Annotated in this window: 14 protein-coding genes; 10 read left to right on the top strand and 4 right to left on the bottom strand. The window is 51.0% G+C overall.

The genetic code is table 11. The features are described 5' to 3' along the window. Nucleotides 1-8 precede the first annotated feature (8 nt). The 7 genes from RHM68_RS03155 to tnpC all read left to right on the top strand — a co-directional run bounded on the left by RHM68_RS03155 (nt 9) and on the right by tnpC (nt 9,531). A protein-coding gene (locus tag RHM68_RS03155; RefSeq protein WP_322216042.1) for an IS3 family transposase occupies nt 9-1,225 on the top strand; the annotation gives its coding sequence in 2 pieces (ribosomal slippage) (nt 9-354 and nt 354-1,225; 1,218 coding nt in all). A gap of 108 nt (nt 1,226-1,333) precedes the next feature. After that, nucleotides 1,334-1,900 (top strand): hypothetical protein, encoded by a 567-nt coding sequence (locus RHM68_RS03150; RefSeq protein ID WP_322220500.1) that lies wholly within the window; start codon nt 1,334-1,336, stop codon nt 1,898-1,900. After that, nucleotides 1,900-3,249 carry a restriction endonuclease subunit S gene (locus RHM68_RS03145; protein WP_322220499.1) on the top strand — a complete coding sequence of 450 codons (1,350 nt, stop codon included), beginning with the start codon at nt 1,900-1,902 and terminating at the stop codon, nt 3,247-3,249. The genes RHM68_RS03150 and RHM68_RS03145 overlap by 1 nt, the downstream gene beginning before the upstream one ends. Continuing rightward, a complete protein-coding gene (locus tag RHM68_RS03140) occupies nt 3,246-6,329 on the top strand; it encodes a type I restriction endonuclease subunit R (protein WP_322220498.1) in 3,084 nt (1,027 codons plus the stop codon). The genes RHM68_RS03145 and RHM68_RS03140 overlap by 4 nt, the downstream gene beginning before the upstream one ends. Further along, nucleotides 6,298-7,460 (top strand): IS3 family transposase gene (locus RHM68_RS03135; RefSeq protein WP_322220497.1). Its coding sequence is split into 2 segments (ribosomal slippage): nt 6,298-6,550 and nt 6,550-7,460, totalling 1,164 coding nucleotides; the frame shifts between segments, so codons are not numbered across the junction. Before RHM68_RS03140 ends, RHM68_RS03135 begins: the two co-directional genes overlap by 32 nt. A 21-nt stretch (nt 7,461-7,481) precedes the next feature. Then, entirely contained in the window at nt 7,482-7,748 is a 267-nt protein-coding gene (locus RHM68_RS03130; protein ID WP_322220496.1) for a hypothetical protein, read from the top strand. A 214-nt stretch (nt 7,749-7,962) separates the two neighbouring features. After that, nucleotides 7,963-9,531 carry an IS66 family transposase gene (tnpC, locus tag RHM68_RS03125; protein ID WP_322220495.1) on the top strand — a complete coding sequence of 523 codons (1,569 nt, stop codon included), beginning with the start codon at nt 7,963-7,965 and terminating at the stop codon, nt 9,529-9,531. Between the two features lie 424 nt (nt 9,532-9,955). Here tnpC and RHM68_RS03120 read toward each other — a convergent pair whose 3' ends face one another. The 3 genes from RHM68_RS03120 to RHM68_RS03110 form a co-directional block, all read right to left on the bottom strand. Continuing rightward, nucleotides 9,956-10,408: a DUF6392 family protein gene (locus tag RHM68_RS03120; protein ID WP_322220494.1), complete on the bottom strand. Its 453-nt coding sequence runs from the start codon at nt 10,406-10,408 to the stop codon at nt 9,956-9,958. Next, on the bottom strand, nt 10,405-11,937 hold the full coding sequence (locus RHM68_RS03115) for an S-type pyocin domain-containing protein (protein WP_322220493.1): 1,533 nt from the start codon (nt 11,935-11,937) through the stop codon (nt 10,405-10,407). The genes RHM68_RS03120 and RHM68_RS03115 overlap by 4 nt, the downstream gene beginning before the upstream one ends. Nucleotides 11,938-12,257: 320 nt before the next feature. Continuing rightward, the gene (locus RHM68_RS03110) at nt 12,258-12,623 is read right to left on the bottom strand and encodes a histone-like nucleoid-structuring protein, MvaT/MvaU family (RefSeq protein WP_322220492.1); all 366 of its coding nucleotides are present in this window, start codon (nt 12,621-12,623) and stop codon (nt 12,258-12,260) included. Nucleotides 12,624-12,778: 155 nt separating this feature from the next. Here RHM68_RS03110 and RHM68_RS03105 point away from each other — a divergent pair, with 155 nt between their 5' ends. From RHM68_RS03105 to RHM68_RS03095, 3 genes are all read left to right on the top strand, one after another. Next, nucleotides 12,779-13,498, top strand: a complete 720-nt coding sequence (locus tag RHM68_RS03105) for a hypothetical protein (protein ID WP_322220491.1) — start codon at nt 12,779-12,781, stop codon at nt 13,496-13,498. A 232-nt stretch (nt 13,499-13,730) separates the two neighbouring features. Further along, nucleotides 13,731-15,053, top strand: a complete 1,323-nt coding sequence (locus RHM68_RS03100) for a hypothetical protein (RefSeq protein ID WP_322220490.1) — start codon at nt 13,731-13,733, stop codon at nt 15,051-15,053. A 181-nt stretch (nt 15,054-15,234) separates the two neighbouring features. Further along, nucleotides 15,235-16,914, top strand: a complete 1,680-nt coding sequence (locus tag RHM68_RS03095; protein ID WP_322220489.1) for a reverse transcriptase family protein — start codon at nt 15,235-15,237, stop codon at nt 16,912-16,914. Between the two features lie 117 nt (nt 16,915-17,031). Here RHM68_RS03095 and RHM68_RS03090 read toward each other — a convergent pair whose 3' ends face one another. After that, a complete protein-coding gene (locus RHM68_RS03090; RefSeq protein WP_322220488.1) occupies nt 17,032-18,018 on the bottom strand; it encodes a DUF4113 domain-containing protein in 987 nt (328 codons plus the stop codon). Nucleotides 18,019-18,155 lie beyond the last annotated feature (137 nt).

Raw genomic sequence — 18,155 nt, 5'->3', positions numbered from 1 at the left:
CTGTGTATATGACTAATAGAAACGATAAGGGTGGGGAGCTTTTGGGTCAGGAGCGGCGTCGCCGCTGGAGCCCGGAGCAAAAACTGGCCATGGTTCGCGAGAGCCTGCAACCGGGGCAAAGCGTCTCGGTGGTGGCTCGACAGAATGGCGTGAATGCCAACCAGTTGTTTCAGTGGCGCAAGCTCTATCAGAGCGGCAGTCTCTCGGCTGTCAGTGCTGGGGAGAGCGTGGTGCCCGCTTCCGAGCTGGCCGATGCGCTCAAGCAGATCCGCGAGCTACAGCGCATGCTTGGCAAGAAAACCATGCAGGTCGAGATCCTTCAGGAAGCTGTGGAGATTGCTCGGTCGCGAAAATGGATTGCGCACTCACCCTTGTTGCCGGGGGACGACCAGTGAAGCTGATCAGTGAAAGTCTCGGTGTAGCGCGCTCGCAATTGACGGTTCGACTCAACCCAAATGCTCAGGTCGAGCGGCGTCGCCCTGCGCTGGACGATGCCGCACTGGTCGAAGAAATTCAGGCTGAAGTGAGTGAACTGCCCAGCTACGGGTACCGCCGTGTGTGGGGGTTGCTGCGTCGTCGGCGTGAAAAGCAGAGTCAGGCGCCGATCAACGTCAAGCGGGTTTATCGCGTCATGCGCGATCATCAGTTGCTGCTGGAGCGACGGATTAAACAACCGGGTGTGGCACGCCGTCACGAAGGCCGAATTGCCGTGGCCACCAGCGATACCCGGTGGTGCTCGGACGGGTTTGAGTTTCGCTGTGATGATAACGCCAAGCTGAGCGTGACCTTTGCCCTGGACTGCTGCGACCGCGAAGCCATCGGTTGGGTGGCCAGCCCGACCGGGTACAGCGGCGACGATATCCGTGATCTGATGCTGGAGGCGGTGGAAAAACGCTTCGGTGAAGAGGCGCCTGCCACCCCGGTGCAATGGCTGAGCGACAATGGCTCGGCCTACATCGCTGAACAGACACGCCAGTTTGCCCGACAGATCGGTTTGCAACCGGTGACCACACCGGTGCGTAGCCCGCAGAGCAACGGCATGGCCGAGAGCTTCGTCAAAACGATGAAACGCGACTACGTCGCGCACATGCCCAAACCTGACCGGGAAACAGCCTTGCGTAACCTGACGATTGCCTTTGAGCATTACAACGAGGAGCATCCGCACAGCGCGCTGAAATACCGTTCACCACGGGAGTTTAGGCGTTTGGCAGCGGCATCAATTTAACGGGGTGCAGGTGTCCGGTTTGATAGGGGCCAGTCCAGTTACTTCAAACTGCACTTCGCCGATCTAAAAGAGAAACACATCAAGGATCTGCTCAACAGAACAACCTGGATGGATCAGAAGCGGCTGTTACTGAAGGCACAAAGCCTGCAGGCCACCATCGGTACGGCACAGTACGACGACATGAATACTTTTGACGACACGATCAAGGCCGCCTGCCAACAATTGGGTATTATCCTTGATGCCAAAGAGAAAAAGCAGATTACCGATGCTGTGAGCTGGAAGAACCCAGCTGCAGCAAAAGTCATCAAGAAAGTCCACAAGACTAAAGCCAATCCCTTGTATGGCTTGTTTGCTGTCAACGGTGAGGTGCTGGAATATCAAACCGATAGCGACCTACGCGACAACGAAAGTGTCGCGCTCGACCCGAGCCGAAGCGTTAACGCCATTAACGAGGCCTACTTCCTTAAAGAAGTGCAGCCGCATGTGTCCGACGCCTGGATAGATGCCAGCAAGAAAGATGCTAAGGATCAGGAGGTCGGTATCGTCGGATATGAAATCCCGTTTAACCGGCATTTCTACCAGTATCAGCCACAGAGGGATTTACTTGAAATCGATGCCGACCTGGATGCAGTTTCAGCCGAAATTATGCGGTTACTGCAAGAGGTGCATTCATAATGCCGGGGCGATATAAACCATATTCTGAATATAAAGACTCCGGCGTTCAATGGATGGGGGAAATACCTTCGCACTGGGAGTTAATACAGAGCCGCCGTTTGTTTTCTCAACGAAAAGAGCGTGCAAGACCTGAAGACGAGCAGCTTACGTCCTCTCAAAAACATGGCGTAATATTTCAAAAAGAATATATGGAGCTGGAAAACCAGAGAGTGGTTCAGGTCATATCGGGCCCTGAAATATTAAAACATGTGGAGCCGAATGATTTTGTAATTAGCATGCGGAGTTTCCAAGGTGGATTAGAGTGGTGCAAATATTCAGGCAGCGTAAGCTCAGCTTATATTGGACTTATCACAATCAAACATGTCGTGCCAGAATTCTTTTCTTACCTCTTTAAATGTCAACCTTACATCCAAGCATTGCAGAGCACTTCAAATCTTGTTCGAGATGGGCAGGCATTACGATTTGAAAATTTTTCACAAGTAAGCCTCCCTAATATTCCTGATGATGAGCAGCGTCGCATCGCTAACTTTCTCGATTACGAAATCATCAAAATTGATACTCTGATCGAAAAACAACAGCAACTCATAAAGTTGCTAAAAGAAAAACGTCGATCTGTGATTAGCCATGCAGTTACCAAAGGCTTGAACCCCGATACCAAGATGCGCGACTCGGGTGTTGAGTGGCTGGGAGAAGTGCCAGAGCATTGGGACGTCAAGAGACTAAAAAACACATCAGAAATAGTTGATTGCCGTAATAAAACACCTGAATACTTTAGTGATGGCGATTATTTTGTTGTCAGAACCACAAATATTAAAAATCAAAAATTAAGCATGGACGGCGCACTTTTTACAGATGAAAAAAACTTTAAAATTTGGACGCAGCGAGGTATCCCACCAGCAGGATCAATTCTTTTTACAAGAGAGGCTCCAGCTGGCGAAGTTTGTCGAGCCCCAGAAAATGTTAAATTTTGCCTAGGTCAAAGGATGATGAATTTCATCTGCAATGAAGAAAAATACACTGACTTTTTGTTTGACTTTCTTTTGTCAGATTGTTTAGACACATACATTAAAAGTGTATCGCACGGAAGTACGGTATCTCATCTTCGCGTCGAGCAAGTAGAAAACATTCCTGTTTTGGTTCCACCGACGGATGAAGCTAAAAAAATACATCAATACTTATCTAATATTAAATTAAAATATTTTAAATTAACACAAAGAGCAGAGGCAGCAATCGCGCTTATGCAAGAGCGCCGCACCGCACTAATCTCCGCAGCTGTTACTGGCAAAATAGATGTCAGAAACTGGGTAACGCCGAAAGAAAGTCAAACTAACAAGGAAGTAGCCGCATGAGTGCATTGGGTGGCGGTAAGGCCAACGAGTTGACATTCCAGAACGATATGCTTACGCATTTGGTTGCCAGCGGTTGGCTACAGGGCAAGGCCGAAAGCTACAATCGTGACCTGGCCTTGTACCCGGAAGATTTGCTGGGTTTCGTTCAAGACACCCAGCCTGAACAGTGGCAAAAATTCTGCGCACTGTACCCAAGCCACCCAGAGCAGCACTTTCTTGAACGTGTCGCCACCCAACTGAATAAAACCGATCCCAATGCCGCCAGCAAAGAAATGCGCACCTTCGGCACGTTGGGCGTGTTACGCCATGAACTACGCCACCGTGGCACGCGCTTCAGCCTATGCCAGTTCAAACCTGAACACGAGCTAAACCCCGATACCCTGGTGCGCTACGCCAAGAACCGGTGCCGCGTGGTGCCTGAGGTGGCTTATTCGCCTTGGGCAAGCAAAGAACATCTTGAACAGACCGGTAGCAAGGCCAAAGCTTGGCGAATTGACTTGGTGCTGTTTGTAAACGGCTTACCGGTCGCCACGCTAGAGCTGAAATCCGAATTCAAGCAGGCTGTGCACAGTGCCATTAAGCAATACAAAACCACACGTTTTGCTACAGATCCTGTAACTAGAAAACCCGAGCCGCTACTGACCTTCAAGCGTGGTGCTCTGGTGCATTTTGCAGTGAGCCAGTATGAGGTTTATATGGCCACGCGACTGGAAGGCGCGGATACCTTCTTCCTACCATTCAACAAGGGCACCACGGTCGGCGGTGCCGGTAACGATGTACCGGCAGACATTAACCAGTACGCCACCGATTACCTTTGGAACGAGGTTTTACTCCCTAGCAATCTACTGTCGATTCTCGGGCACTTTGTGCATCTGCAAATTGAAGAGAAAGAAGATTGGGAAGGCCGTAAATACAAGAAAGAAAGCCTGATTTTTCCGCGTTACCATCAGTGGGATGTGGTGAATAAACTGGTCACGGCGGCACGCACCGAAGGCCCCGGCCATAAATACCTCATCCAGCATAGCGCCGGTTCCGGTAAGTCGAACTCGATTGCCTGGATCGCGCATCAGCTCTCGGCGCTTTATGACGACCAGGGTTGTAAGCAATTCAACTCCGTGATTGTGGTGACGGATCGCACCGTGCTGGATGACCAGCTGCAAGACACCATCAACCAGTTTGAACACGTCGATGGCGCGGTTGGCCGCATCAATAATCAGGAAGGCGACGGTTCCAAATCGGAAAAGCTCGCCGCCGCGCTGGAAAACTCGCAGCCGATTATTATCGTCACCATCCAGACCTTTCCATTTGTACTGCGCGCCATTGAAAACAGCGTCAGCTTGAAAGAACGCTGCTACGCGATCATTGCCGACGAAGCCCACTCCTCGCAAACCGGCTCTACAGCGCGGCAGCTGAAAGAGGTGCTGATGATTGAGGCCAAGGCTGATGGTGAGGACGAACTCAACTCTGAGGACATCCTCGATGCCGCCGTGGCGTCCCGCCGGGCATCAAAAAACCTGAGTTACTTTGCCTTCACCGCCACGCCAAAAACCAAGACGCTGGAGCTGTTTGGCCGTTTGCCCAAGCCAGCTGAGCAACCCTCTAAAACCAATAAGCCCGAGGCCTACCATGTGTACAGCATGCGTCAGGCCATTGAAGAGGGCTTTATTCTGGATGTGCTAAAGAACTACACCAACTACAAAGTGGCCTACAACCTGGCGCAAAAAATCGATAAGGCCGATCAGGAAGTTGAAAGCAAAAAAGCCAAGGTCAAGCTCAACCAGTGGGTGCGCCTGCACGAGTACAACATCGCGCAAAAGGTGCAGGTGATCGTTGAGCACTTTCGCAGCAACGTCATGGGCCTACTGGGTGGGCAAGCCAAAGCCATGGTGGTCACCAGTTCGCGCAAAGAAGCCGTGCGCTACAAGCTGTGTTTTGACAAATACATAGTCGACAAGGGCTACCAAAAAATCCATGCCATGGTGGCATTCTCGGGTGAGGTGGAATTTACCGAGAAAGACCCAAACGCCGTCGCGCAACTCGGCAACAAATACACCGAGAGCAACATGAACCCCAACCTCAAAGGCCGCGACATGCGCAAAGCCTTTGATAGCGATGATTATCAGGTGATGATTGTTGCCAACAAATTTCAGACCGGCTTTGACCAGCCCAAGCTCTGCGCCATGTACGTGGACAAAAAGCTCGGCGGTGTGGAGTGCGTACAGACCCTGTCACGCTTGAACCGGACTTATCCCGGCAAGGCGGAAGTGGGCACTTTTATCCTGGATTTCTTCAACGAGCCGCAGGAAATCCTCGACTCGTTCCAGCCGTATTTTCAGACGGCAGAGCTGGCGGATGTTTCAAATCCAGACTTGATCTTCGATCTGTTTGAGAAGCTCAACGCCGCTGGTATTTATAAATCGACTGAGGTTGAGCAGTTCTGCGCGGCCTTCTTCGTCAAAAACAAAAGCAATGCGGCGATTGCCAATATTTGCAAGCCAGCGGTAGAGCGCTGGACGAAAAGCTACAAACAGGCGGTTGAGGCCTACGCGCACTCAAAAGAAATATTTGAGCGGATAAAAAAGACCCAAGATGCGGTGTTGATCGCCAACGCTGAAAACGACCTGAAGGAATGCAAGCAAGCCAAGGACGCCCTCGACATCTTCAAAAAGGATCTGGGCACCTTCGTGCGCTTCTATGAGTTCATGTCGCAGATCGTCGATTACGATGACAAGCATTTGGAAAAGCTCAGCCTGTACGCGCGTAATCTGAGCCCTATGCTGCGCGAAACCGCTGTGGATGAGGATGATATTGACCTCAACAGCATCCTACTCAGCCATTACCGCGTTTCGAAAATACGCCAGCAAGACCTGAAGCTAATAGAAGACGCGCCCGACCATAAATTGGTGCCTGGTGAGGGGCTTGGCTCAGGAACGGCAAAGGACATCAAGGAAGAGCTGCTTTCGCAAATACTAGAACGGCTCAACTGTAGTGGTCTAATGAAACCGGACACCCATTTAGGCGAGAATGCTCGCCAGATCGAGGTGTCAGATGACCAAACAACGCCGTGTGTTTTCCGCTGAATTCAAACGCGAGGCTGCCGACCTCGTACTCAAGCAAAACTACAGCTACATCGAAGCCAGCCGTTCACTCGGTGTCGGCGAATCGGCCTTGCGCCGTTGGGTCGATCAAGTCCAGAAGGAACGCCAAGGCGTTACCCCGCAGAGCAAGGCGCTGACACCGGAACAGCAGAAAATTCAGGAACTGGAAGCTCGTATCGCTCGACTTGAGCGAGAGAAATCCATCTTAAAAAAGGCTACCGCGCTCTTGATGTCGGAAGATCACGAGCGTTCGCGCTGATTGACCAGCTGAGCGTCCACGAGCCGGTTGATTGGCTGTGCAAGGTGTTTGAAGTCACCCGCTCGTGTTTCTACGCCCAGCGTCTCAGACGCCGGACTCCTGATGTTGAGCGGCTTCGGCTACGCAGTCGGGTCAATGAACTGTTCACGCAAAGTCGCAGTGCTGCGGGCAGCCGCAGCATCTTGTCGATGATGCGTGAAGACGGTGAGCAACTGGGCCGGTTCAAAGTACGTAGCTTAATGCGCGAACTTGAGCTTGTGAGCAAACAGCCTGGTTCTCACGCCTATAAACGAGCGACGGTTGAACGACTGGATATCCCGAATACGTTGAATCGGGAGTTCGATGTCCCCGCGCCCAATCAGGTCTGGTGCGGCGACATTACTTACATCTGGGCCCAAGGCAAATGGCACTACCTGGCTGTTGTGCTGGATCTTTGTGCGCGTCGGATAGTGGGCTGGGCATTGTCGGAAAAGCCGGACGCCGAGCTGGTTATCAAGGCGCTGGACATGGCCTACCAGCAACGTGGAAGGCCTCAGGGGTTGCTGTTTCACTCGGATCAAGGGTCGCAGTATGCGAGCCGTTTGTTCCGCCAGCGGCTCTGGCGTTATCGAATGCGCCAGAGCATGAGTCGCCGAGGAAACTGCTGGGACAATGCGCCGATGGAGCGGGTATTTCGGAGTTTGAAAACCGAATGGATTCCAACCACGGGCTACCGAACGGCCCAAGAGGCCCAGCGCGACATCAGTCATTTTTTGATGCATCGGTACAACTGGATTCGGCCCCATCAATTCAACGCTGGGCTCGCGCCAGCTCAGGCCGAGAAAAAACTTAACGTCGTGTCCGGGATTAGTTGACCACTACACAACGAACTGTTTGTGACGGATCAGTTGACTGAGAAAGACATGGTGAATTACGCCTACACCATCCGTGACAAGGTTAGTGAAAACCAATTGGTCATGCAGCAACTGGCCAACAATACCGCTGAACAAGCATTGCTGGGTAACTTCGCCAACGCGGTAGACGACGCAATTATGGACAGTGGCGATGCTCACCAGAATCAGATGATGCAATTGTTATCTGACCCGGCTAAAGCCAGTAAATTTGCGAAGGTCGTTTTTGATTTGCTTACCTTGACGGCTTAATAACTGGCTGACCCGTTTGGAAACACTTTTTGTGGATGTGTATGCCGATCTCCAGGCCATTTGATGTGTCGCCTAAAGGAATCCTTTATGCGTAGAAGCCTCGACTTTATCGTAACCGTCCGGGCAACACACCTTCCTGATGCCATCGCTTAAGGCGATGGTGTCCACCTAAATTTAAGTGGACACCATTTTTAGCCTTTTTAAGCGGACGCCCATGCCACAAGAACGCCGTTCCTATTCCAAGTCCTTTAAGGCCCAGGTCATCGCCGAGTGCGCGCAGGCTGACACCTCGATTGCCAATGTCGCCTTGGCGGCGCAGTTGATCCAGCGCGTCGAGACGATGGACAAGCAAATCACTCATCACAAGTCGGTCAACGAGAAACTGGCCCACGAGATCGCGCTGCTCAAGCGCTTCAAGTTTGCCAAGCGCAGCGAGCAGTTGAGCCCGAATCAAGCCAGCCTGCTCGACGACTTGATCGATACGGATATCGCTGCTATCGAAGCCGAACTTGAGGCGCTGCAACCGGCACCTGTCGAAGCCAAAGTACGCCAGCAACCCAAGCGCGCACCGCTGCCATCGCAGTTTCCTCGCACGCTGATCCATCACGAACCGGACAACAGCCACTGCCAGTGCGGCTGCGCCCTCAAGCGCATCGGCGAAGATGCCAGCGAAAAGCTCGACTACACGCCCGGCGTGTTCACCGTCGAGCGCCACATCCGTGGAAAGTGGGCCTGCGAACAGTGCGAAACGCTGATCCAGGCGCCGGTACCGGCGCACGTCATCGACAAAGGCATACCGACAGCGGGCCTGCTGGCCCACGTCATGGTGGCCAAGTTTGCCGATCATCTGCCGCTGTATCGGCAGGAGAAAATCTTCGGCCGCGCTGGACTGCCTATTGCTCGCTCGACCTTGGCGCAGTGGGTGGGCAACTGCGGCGTGCAATTACAGCCGCTGGTTGATGCGCTGCGCGAAGCCGTGCTGACGCACGGCGTCGTCCACGCTGACGAAACGCCGGTACAAATGTTGACGCCTGGCGCGAAGAAAACTCATCGCGCTTACGTCTGGGCCTATGCCACCAGTCAGTTCTCCGATCTGGCGGCGGTCGTTTACGACTTCAGCCCGAGCCGTGCTGGCGAACATGCTCGAAACTTCCTCGGCCACTGGAACGGGAAGCTGGTCTGCGATGACTTCGCTGGCTACAAGGCAGGCTTTGAACTGGGCGTCACGGAGATCGGCTGCATGGCCCATGCACGCCGAAAGTTCTTCGACTTGCACGCGACCAACAAGAGCCAGATCGCCGAAAAAGCGCTGCACTACATCGCGGCCTTGTACGAAGTTGAACGAGAAGTCCGCGAGCTGGAACCGGGTGTTCGACAGCGAATACGGCAAGAAAAAGCAGCGCCGATCATCGACGCACTTCATACCTGGATGATCGCCCAGAGGCAGCTTGTGCCTGAGGGATCGGCCATCGCCAAGGCGTTGGATTACAGCCTCAAACGCTGGATAGCGCTGACGCGCTATCTCGATGACGGTGCTGTGCCCATCGATAACAACTGGTGCGAGAATCAAATCCGGCCGTGGGCTCTTGGGCGCTCGAACTGGCTGTTCGCGGGCTCGTTACGTAGCGGTAAACGGGCGGCGGCGATCATGAGTTTGATCCAGTCGGCGCGGCTCAACGGGCATGATCCGTATGCTTACTTGAAGGATGTTCTTACACGCCTGCCGACGCAGCGTGCGAGTGAGATTGCCGAGCTGCTACCGCACAGGTGGGCGCCCGTTTAATCACGCAAGGTGTGTTGGACGGACGCTTACACTTTATCTGACACCGATTGTAGTCAAATCCTAAGTCTCCTTCTGATCGCTTTCTGTCTCTCGTGACAGGTAGAAAGCGGCCAGAAGGGACTGTCGGAAACTGCGAAAATGTATCTGCCCCCCCTTTTGCTTAATAAGTGCTCAATCAAGGATCGGATAAGATAGCCTTACCAATGTCACTTACGACGGCTTAGTCTTACCACCTCTCACTCAGGATGCAGTCACTTACCTGGCGCAGAGTCCAACCAATGCTGAGGAGTGGGCTATGGCGACGATCAAGCGTGATGTCTATTTGTCGCAAGACGAAGGTAAGACCTGGAAAGCCATCGCGCAGGCGGGGAAAACGCTATAGAGGCCCTGAGGGTAGAACTGCTGAGTCCTACCCCATAGCTATTTATTGGCCCTTGAAGTGAATGACGTTGACAGCAAACGACTCTGTATATTGAAAGATCATCCGAACTGATCCATACACCTTCGGATCTAGACTGTACGCATCCCAACCGCCCTTCTTGCCGAGCACTGGAAGCGTTACGGGCCCTTTTGAGTCTACCGGAGCACCAAACCTTTCTCTCACCCAGCTTTGGTTGATCTGCTTGACCAAGGGCTCAGGCAAGGGGCCTTTATACTCTTTGGTGCCCTCAACAGTTTTAAGAAGTGTCACATAGACATGCTGAAGTATCTTCTCCTCAGAAAAGCTCAAACTCAAACCGTCTTCGACAGTCAAATATGGCTCATTATCACCTTCAAATAAATACTGAAGACTCTTTTTAGGAATAGCACCTTCCGCCAGCAATACGGAATAGCTCCTGCCAATACTTTTTACGTACTCGTCTACTTTAGTAGTCATTTGTACCACCCCTGCTCTTTGTGCAGATTATGCAATTCTTCGCGAGCCTTTTCAATATCACCTTCTGCGTAACCCTCTTCGAGCAACCCTCGCTTGATAGCGTCAAAGTTACTATCAACTGCTGCTTTTAGATTTGAGGCGTCGAGTCTTTGCTTGGCCTTTACATTTCGCCCTGCATAAGTCTCGCTATATTTTCTGTGAACCGACTGCGGAATCGCGATACTTGGCGCCTGAGATAGCAGGTATTTAATTTCCTCTGGCGTTACGTTATCGAAATTATCGACGATATATGTTCTTAGGGCTGCTTGAGAGGTGATGTGATCAATATCAAGCGTGTCCTTCACACTTCTGTTGCTTAGATCCTTGTACACCCCGACTTCTAAAGGATTTACTGCCGGCTTCGCAAAAACAATATAAAGCGGTGGAACACCTGACTTTGGCGGGAATACCAGGATGCAGTCCTGCCAGGTTATGTCATTTTCGGCGGGATAAATCTCGATCTGAGTATCAGTGTCCTCGGCTATTGGGTGTACCAATACTTTTGAAAGCTCGTCTGACACACCCGGATACGGCGATGGAGCAGTGATTACAGGGCCATCATTTGGAGTCCAGATGATAGTTACGCCGCCCACATGCGCTTCGATGTGCTGCTTGTCCGCGCTCCACTTAGCATTCACAACAGGAACACTTGCCATCCCAGATGACTGGGCCGTATGTATTCCGTAGACCTGAGTCTCTCCTTTTTCGTCCTTTCGGAATTGGAAGCGAACCCTCGTCGCCGCCTCGCTCATACCTCTCAGTTGCTCTTCGGTATAGAGACTCCCATCAGCTATGTCTCTAGGCAAGAACGCGAGAAGTAATCCGGTAGCGACCGAACCTGCTGTCACGGCACTGCGAAGGGCCCATGTGCCAAGGCCCTCAGTGCCAAGCTGACCAGCGATCCGACCGAGGTACGTTATGCCTCCGGAGCCAGCCTCAACACTTGCTGGGGCTCCAACAGCCCCAAGAACCGCGACCTTACCGAAATTATCTGCCGGCTCTTTACCCTTCCCCGCGTCTATCGAGCCAGCAGGGACTGTGCAGGACTTCGCGAAAACGCAGAGTTTCGGTGGCTTGTAACCGCTTAAATTATTTGTGGGGATGCCAGCCGTGAATTCGCTTTTATACGATCCATCGCTGATAGCTTGAGCCCAGATGTGGGTCGCGGCCTGGGCTTTGGCAGCAAAGTCAGGAGCAATGGCAACGCTTGCATCTTCTGCGGCCATTGTGCTGGTCTGAGTAGAAATCAGCCGGTTGCTACCGAATGGGCAACCACACTGCACAGCATGGCCATGTGTAGCGATAGCTACGAACTCGTCGATGACTGTGGGGTTGCCCTCAGCGATGAAACCCATCGAACTGCATTTAGGACACCACACCGGATCACTGATGCGCGCTGCCTTTTGATACTCGACAGTCGTATTTGTTGAGCCTTTGACTACCTTGCCGCCAGTAGTCGTAGGGTCTCCTTCCCTGATAACAAAAGCCATGGCATTCCTTTGATGGTCGAGCAAAACTCCGATGTTACCAAGCGCGCCACGCCGAAGATGTAGGAAAAGTCCTAAACAACACAGTAAACGTCTGGGTAAGACATACCCCTGATGCGAGCACGCAGCCGTTGCTTCCATTGAGCTGGGATGTGACTGGTTACGAACGTCCAGCAAAATACCGCGCAGCGTTTGGCCCGCGAAGATCCATGTGGGCGTATGGAATGGAGCGCCAATGGTGGGTTGAGCGCGACGCCAGATTCAATGCCCCCAATTCGCTACAAAAAAGGCCCTTTCAGGGCCCTTTTGTACTCAAACCAAGCTCACTTGGTCAGCCAAGACTCGACGGTGTCGGAGCCAAATTTGGCTTTCCATTCTTTCAGCGTTTTCTGGTTGCCGCCTTTGGTTTCGACGACTTCACCGGACTCCGGGTTTTTGTAAACCTTCACCTGGCGCGGCTTGCGGGTGCCGGTTTTTGACTCGGTTGCTGGCGCGCGACGACCGGCCTTAGGGTCAAGTAAGTTGATCACGTTCAGCAGGCTGTAGCCGTACCCGGCGAGCAGGGCACGTAGCTTGGTTTCAAATTCAATTTCTTTCTTGAGACCAGCATCGCCTTTCAGTGCTTCGAGTGCTTGGAGCTGCTCTGCTAGATGTTTTTCGAGTTGGCGGAATTCTGCGAGTTTGGACATGGGAAAGCTCTATGTGATTAGTTTCCTAACGGTACACCAAAAAATTGTGTTCAAACACTTCGCTTGTGAAATCGGCTGCCCTGAATAACAATTCTTGGATGATGTTGGCACCTCGCCTGCCTTATCATTTGAAAACGTACTAATCAGGAAGAAAAATGTACGCAAAACTTGCTGCTACCATTCTCGTATGCGCTCTTCTCAGCGCATGCTCCGATCCCAAAGATGCCAAGTTACCAGTCGACATCAGCAAATGGTCGGATGATGCACAACTCGCTGAGTCGGTCAAAAAACTTCCCGAAGAAGAAAAAAAACTGTTCCTTGGTTACGCAACGCGCCGGGCAATTGCTAGCGCCTTTGGTGGCTCCCAAGCCGTGACCGACACAACGGTTGGAGCAGCTCTCAAAACTCAAAAGGCTTGGCTCGATGAAAAAGCTGCTGAGGAGGTAAAACAGAAGGCACTGGCAGAACAGGTGAAGCAGCAACAACTCCAAAGCCTTAAAGAGATGAATGCGACGCTAACTGCATCGCTGATCGGACTCGAATTGAGTCCGAAAGACTATGCTCAAAAACGCTATAGCGATTATTTTTCGATCCGTGTTGCGTTCAAAAACAACACGACTGATGCCCTTTCGGGTATCAAAGGTACAGTTGTCCTGAAGGATATCTTTGGCGACGTCATTAAGCGAATTACCCTCTCCGATGACAGTCAAATTGACCCTGGGCAAAACTACATCTACAGCGGCACCATGGACTACAACCAGTTCCAAGCTTCCGATAAAAAACTCGCGTCAGCCAATTTCTCTAAAATGCAATTTGAGTGGGAGCCGGACACCTACGTATTTGTGAATGGCAAAAAACAGGTAATGCCTCACTAACACGTTCTCCGATTCTTAACATGCTTAGACAAGGCATGAAGACAGAACCCATGACGCTTATAAGAAGAAAGTCACGTTCAGCTCCATATCTGAACGTGAACCACTCAGAAAGGCACGCTATCGGATCTAGACTAATGCATGCCAGAATCAAACTCCTTTCATTTCGCTAGAGTCGCCAATGGCCCGTTCCCGACAGAATCTAGATGACCTGCGTGCAACGTTCGGGCTAATCATGGGCGATCAAAAAGATAGGTTTACGGGCGGTAAAATTCCAGAGCTCTTAGATTGGCTTGGGTTGGAAGACTGCCCAGATGCCACTAGCAAGCGAGACCGTCTTCGAGGCGCTGTGGAAGCCTCAAGCGATGAACAGGTTACTCTTGGGGCTCAGCAAGCGTTGGTCGTTTTGCAATTGCAACCCGCTGAGCGCGACGATCTTCAGGAGTTGATATGGGCTGGGTTTCCTCACCCAGACATACCTGCACGCTTTCGAAGAGACGTCGCGCGTCAGCTAGACGAAATAGAGCTCTGCTTGGACAGAAGGGGATTCGAGGAGTCTCTTGGAGAGTTTTGGCGGGTCGACGAGTTTGAATTTCTAAATTTTAGTTTCACTGAAATGTCTCCAACCCTACGTGACAAAATCACTCGTCACTACATCGACAATAACGATTGGGACGCCATAACCTTCTTTGATCAACTTGGGGCATTCCGAGCGTCGAGCGCTAGGTTCGTCTATTTTTTGGAGGCCCTCGCATCCTCAAGAGTCAGGCCTGATATAGAGGCACAACACAAATTTATCGAAGTGGTGAACTCAGCTCTCCTGCCATGTGGTGTCCGTTTTGTCGAAGCTTGGGGGGATGACGGATATCTCGCCCCAACACTGGAATGCATTGGTTCCGGGGAACAACGCCCCCCCAAAAACCTTATTTTTGCGTCTTCGACCAAGCCCGACCTACGCTTCAGTAATGCGCTTGATAACGACATCGAAATTGTTTCGAACGCCGACCAGGTGCTGGTGTTCGACAGACCGATCAATAAGTCCGGCCTGTTATGGAAGGATCTACAAGCGTGGTGGGCTGATACGCAAAATCTCGACAATGAAAAAGCAAAGCGGGGTTTGTACAAACGCCTAAAAAACAGTTTGCCCAAAAATTCACCGCCACAGACCCTGGCCTTTGAGACTTTCTACAAAACGTTCAGCGCTGACGTTCAAAACCTACCGGCGTTATTACCCGAGGTCTGGTTTCACTGGGATCCACAGACCGTGGCTCAGCGGGGCAAAGCAGCGTTGTTGCGTTTTCGAATGGATTTCCTGTTATTACTACCAGGAGGTATCCGGGTTGTTATCGAAATTGACGGTAAGCATCATTACTCAAGCGATGACGGGCGAGCGCACCCCAAAAGCTATTCGGATATGATGGCAGCTGATCGAGCGCTCAGGTTGACCGGGTATGAGGTATATCGATTTGGCGGGTATGAGCTTAGTCAGTCGGATGCTGAGCAGCGCTTAGCCGAATTCTACAGGGCTCTTTTCACACGATATGGACTAACCCCATAGAGCTCTTGGCAAACCCTCACGGTGCGATTATGATCCGCGTCGCTCGTCCAGAACTCGCATTTCTAAGATGCATTCGTCTTAGCTTGTTGTACTTTCAGCATTGACTCTCCGAGTCGCGCGCAGAGGTATCTCGCTGCGCAGTTGGAGTTCTGGCCGAGCTCCTCACTCAAAAGGACTTGATATGGCCGTACCAGTTATCACCTCTAATCAAAATTTGGCAGATTACTTAGCCATAAAAAGAGGAACGCTGGCGTACTATGCCTACTACATCAAGCCCGAAAATGCATACTCAAGCTTCACTATAAAAAAGCGTTCTGGAAAGGATCGCCAAATTGATGCACCTGTTAAAGGGCTTAAAGACCTTCAGAAATTAATATATGAAACATTTTCGAAAGAAATACAATTTCGAAAATGCGTCTATGGCTATGTTGAAGATCGCGGAATCCTTCAAAACAGCATAAGACATCTTAGGCAGCGATGGGTGTTAAGGGTTGATCTTAGAGATTTCTTTCCAACGGTTACGACGGTTCGGGTTGCAGGCATGTTTAGCGCCCCACCTTTTAATTTATCTTACAAACCGGCACGTGCTCTTGCTCTTATTAGCACAAAAAATGGACGGCTAACCCAAGGCAGCCCTCTTAGCCCGTGGATCACAAATGTGATTTGCAGGGGTTTAGACTATACCCTTCAAAAATTGGCTTCAAAACATAAGTGCTATTATAGCCGCTATGCTGATGACTTATTTTTTTCTACCAGCAACAGCCTATTCCCGATTGCGCTAGCCCACAAAACTGACAGTGAGAGCAATATCACCATCGGTGATGAACTAAAACTAGCGATCATTGGTGCGGGCTTCATGCCGAACGAAGAGAAGACATCCCTAAAGGCGATCTCGCAACGTCAGATAATTACAGGTGTTGTAGTAAACTCACGACCTAATGTTCCCAAGCAGTATGTTAAAAATATTCGTGCGGCCTTGTACTCCTGGGAAAAATTTGGTCTCACCGCTGCGGAAGCATATTGGCAGGCGAATGTTGATCATCGTAACCGTTGGAGTGGCGCCACGCCGCGGTTCAGATGGGTCATTAGGGGGCAGATAAATTTTGTAAAGTATATAAAAGGCGAAGCAGACCCCGTTTACTTGAAACTTGCAGCTTGGCTGAAACGTTTGGATTCAAGCTTTTCGTTTGACCCGAAGATTTCTGCACTGTCAGTAACCCATGAAGTAAACATCTACGTAGAAGGCATTACAGATCGCAAGCATATAGAAAAAGCTTTCCAAAATGCACAGAAAAAAGGAATGTACGCAGACCTGAACTTAACCTTTCCGACCCAACGCGACCATGGAAGCAGCAACCTACAAAAACTATGTACAGCACTAAGCGCAACCCCTCAACGGTGCTTGACAATTTGCATCTTTGATAGAGACGAGAAGGACTATATAAAATCTATGGGCGGCTCCTCCAGCGACTACCTTGATCATAATAACAATGTGTACAGCCTGATTCTTCCCGTCCCGTCCTTTCGACCCGACCCAGATATCTGCATTGAACACCTATACGAAGATAAAGATCTTTACTTAAAAGACGCGAAAGGCAGACGCTTATATTCAAAGTCGGAATTTGACAAGCATAGTTGCCACTTGACTGAACCAAACATATTTATTCGCACTCCCCCAAAGTCACTTATATGCGATTCAAATGTTATAGACATCGGCTCAAAATCTAGCGTAGCACTTAGCAAAAATGATTTTGCGAGTTATATTTATGACGAAACAGTACCGTTTGACAGCGTATCCTTCGATGGTTTCATGCCTCTTTTCGAAAAGCTTAGAGAAATAAAAAACCTGTTTATGAAATAGTTATTAAACCTCACACCAGCTCCGCACGGGCACGGTTGCCTATCCATAAAACGACGAGGCTTATTGACGATAGAACACCTCCTTAGTAAACCTATCGTTCGTAAATTATGACCAAAATCACTTGCAGTAGACCGTCCACAGTTCATCAATCCTTGTCGTGAAGCTTTGACTCATCATCTCCCTGCGCATACCCCAGTCCGGTTTGGTCGGCACACTCGCTAAACGCATTGTCCCCCTGCCCCATCGCCCATTGATGGCATCCAAAACACCCATGACTTTTTCAGTCGCCTCTGGCTGAGATACTGAGAACAGGTCGTCCGTGTACTCCCCTTTCTGACAGAGGTTAACCAGGAGAACCTCTGCTTTGCTGTACTTGAATCCCGGCCGATAGACCCGATCCACCGCTTCCACTGCGGCCTTTGTCATCAATCGCACATCGTCGGTTGGGTAAGGCAGTTCAACCAGTACACCGTTGGCATACTTCGCTTCCTCCGGGTTAAACATGCCGGTTCGAATGCTCACCCGGATTTTCTTGCACAGAGACTGCTGTGCCCGGAGTTTCTCCGTAGCTCGCATTATATAAGTGGCGACGGCCTCTTTGATCGGTGCAATCTCGGTGAGGCGCTTACCGAACATGCGGGAACAGCAGATTTCCTGTTTAGGTGGATCTGGCTCATCGAGCTCCAGGCACGAAGTACCCGCCAACTCACGCGCCGTCTTCTCGATCACCACGCTGAATTTTTTTCGAAGCATCCAAGCATCAGCTATGGAGAGATCCCAGGCGGACTTGACGCCCATGCCTTCCAAGTGAAGCGTCATCTTCCGCCCCACGCCCCAGACATCCGAGACCGAGCATTTCTTCAGCACCCATTCACGCTTAGTTTGGTCGCGAAGATCGACCACTCCGCCACTCTGCGCCTGCCATTTTTTGGCTGCGTGATTGGCGAGTTTGCTGAGGGTTTTCGTTCCTGCGATGCCTACTCCAACCGGGATGCCCGTACTTCGATAAACCTGAGCACGGATGCGCCGTCCGAGCGCCTCAAGATCACCTGGCACACCCGCCAAATCTGCGAACGCCTCATCGACATAAAGGAAAGATGTCAACCCATGGACATCGATTTGGATGAATATTTGTGAGGGTTTAAATTAGGTCTTCGACGTCCATAGACAATACACATTTTTCACAGAAATGGATCACGTGGTGTCCATGGCAAATACGCGAATTTTGTGGCGACGAAAGC

Source organism: Pseudomonas sp. DC1.2 (assembly GCF_034351645.1).
Taxonomy (GTDB): domain Bacteria; phylum Pseudomonadota; class Gammaproteobacteria; order Pseudomonadales; family Pseudomonadaceae; genus Aquipseudomonas.
Note: the sequence above shows the minus strand (reverse complement) of the source record. Positions and strands in the feature narration are given on the sequence as shown.

Excerpts from the sequence above, each read along its gene's own strand:
- tnpC (WP_322220495.1), top strand. The coding sequence starts at position 7,963 with ATGCCACAAGAACGCCGTTCCTATTCCAAGTCCTTTAAGGCCCAGGTC.
- RHM68_RS03105 (WP_322220491.1), top strand. The coding sequence starts at position 12,779 with ATGTACGCAAAACTTGCTGCTACCATTCTCGTATGCGCTCTTCTCAGC.
- RHM68_RS03100 (WP_322220490.1), top strand. The coding sequence starts at position 13,731 with ATGGGCGATCAAAAAGATAGGTTTACGGGCGGTAAAATTCCAGAGCTC.
- RHM68_RS03140 (WP_322220498.1), top strand. The coding sequence starts at position 3,246 with ATGAGTGCATTGGGTGGCGGTAAGGCCAACGAGTTGACATTCCAGAAC.
- RHM68_RS03095 (WP_322220489.1), top strand. The coding sequence starts at position 15,235 with ATGGCCGTACCAGTTATCACCTCTAATCAAAATTTGGCAGATTACTTA.
- RHM68_RS03120 (WP_322220494.1), bottom strand. The coding sequence starts at position 10,408 with ATGACTACTAAAGTAGACGAGTACGTAAAAAGTATTGGCAGGAGCTAT.
- RHM68_RS03110 (WP_322220492.1), bottom strand. The coding sequence starts at position 12,623 with ATGTCCAAACTCGCAGAATTCCGCCAACTCGAAAAACATCTAGCAGAG.
- RHM68_RS03145 (WP_322220499.1), top strand. The coding sequence starts at position 1,900 with ATGCCGGGGCGATATAAACCATATTCTGAATATAAAGACTCCGGCGTT.
- RHM68_RS03150 (WP_322220500.1), top strand. The coding sequence starts at position 1,334 with ATGGATCAGAAGCGGCTGTTACTGAAGGCACAAAGCCTGCAGGCCACC.
- RHM68_RS03115 (WP_322220493.1), bottom strand. The coding sequence starts at position 11,937 with ATGGCTTTTGTTATCAGGGAAGGAGACCCTACGACTACTGGCGGCAAG.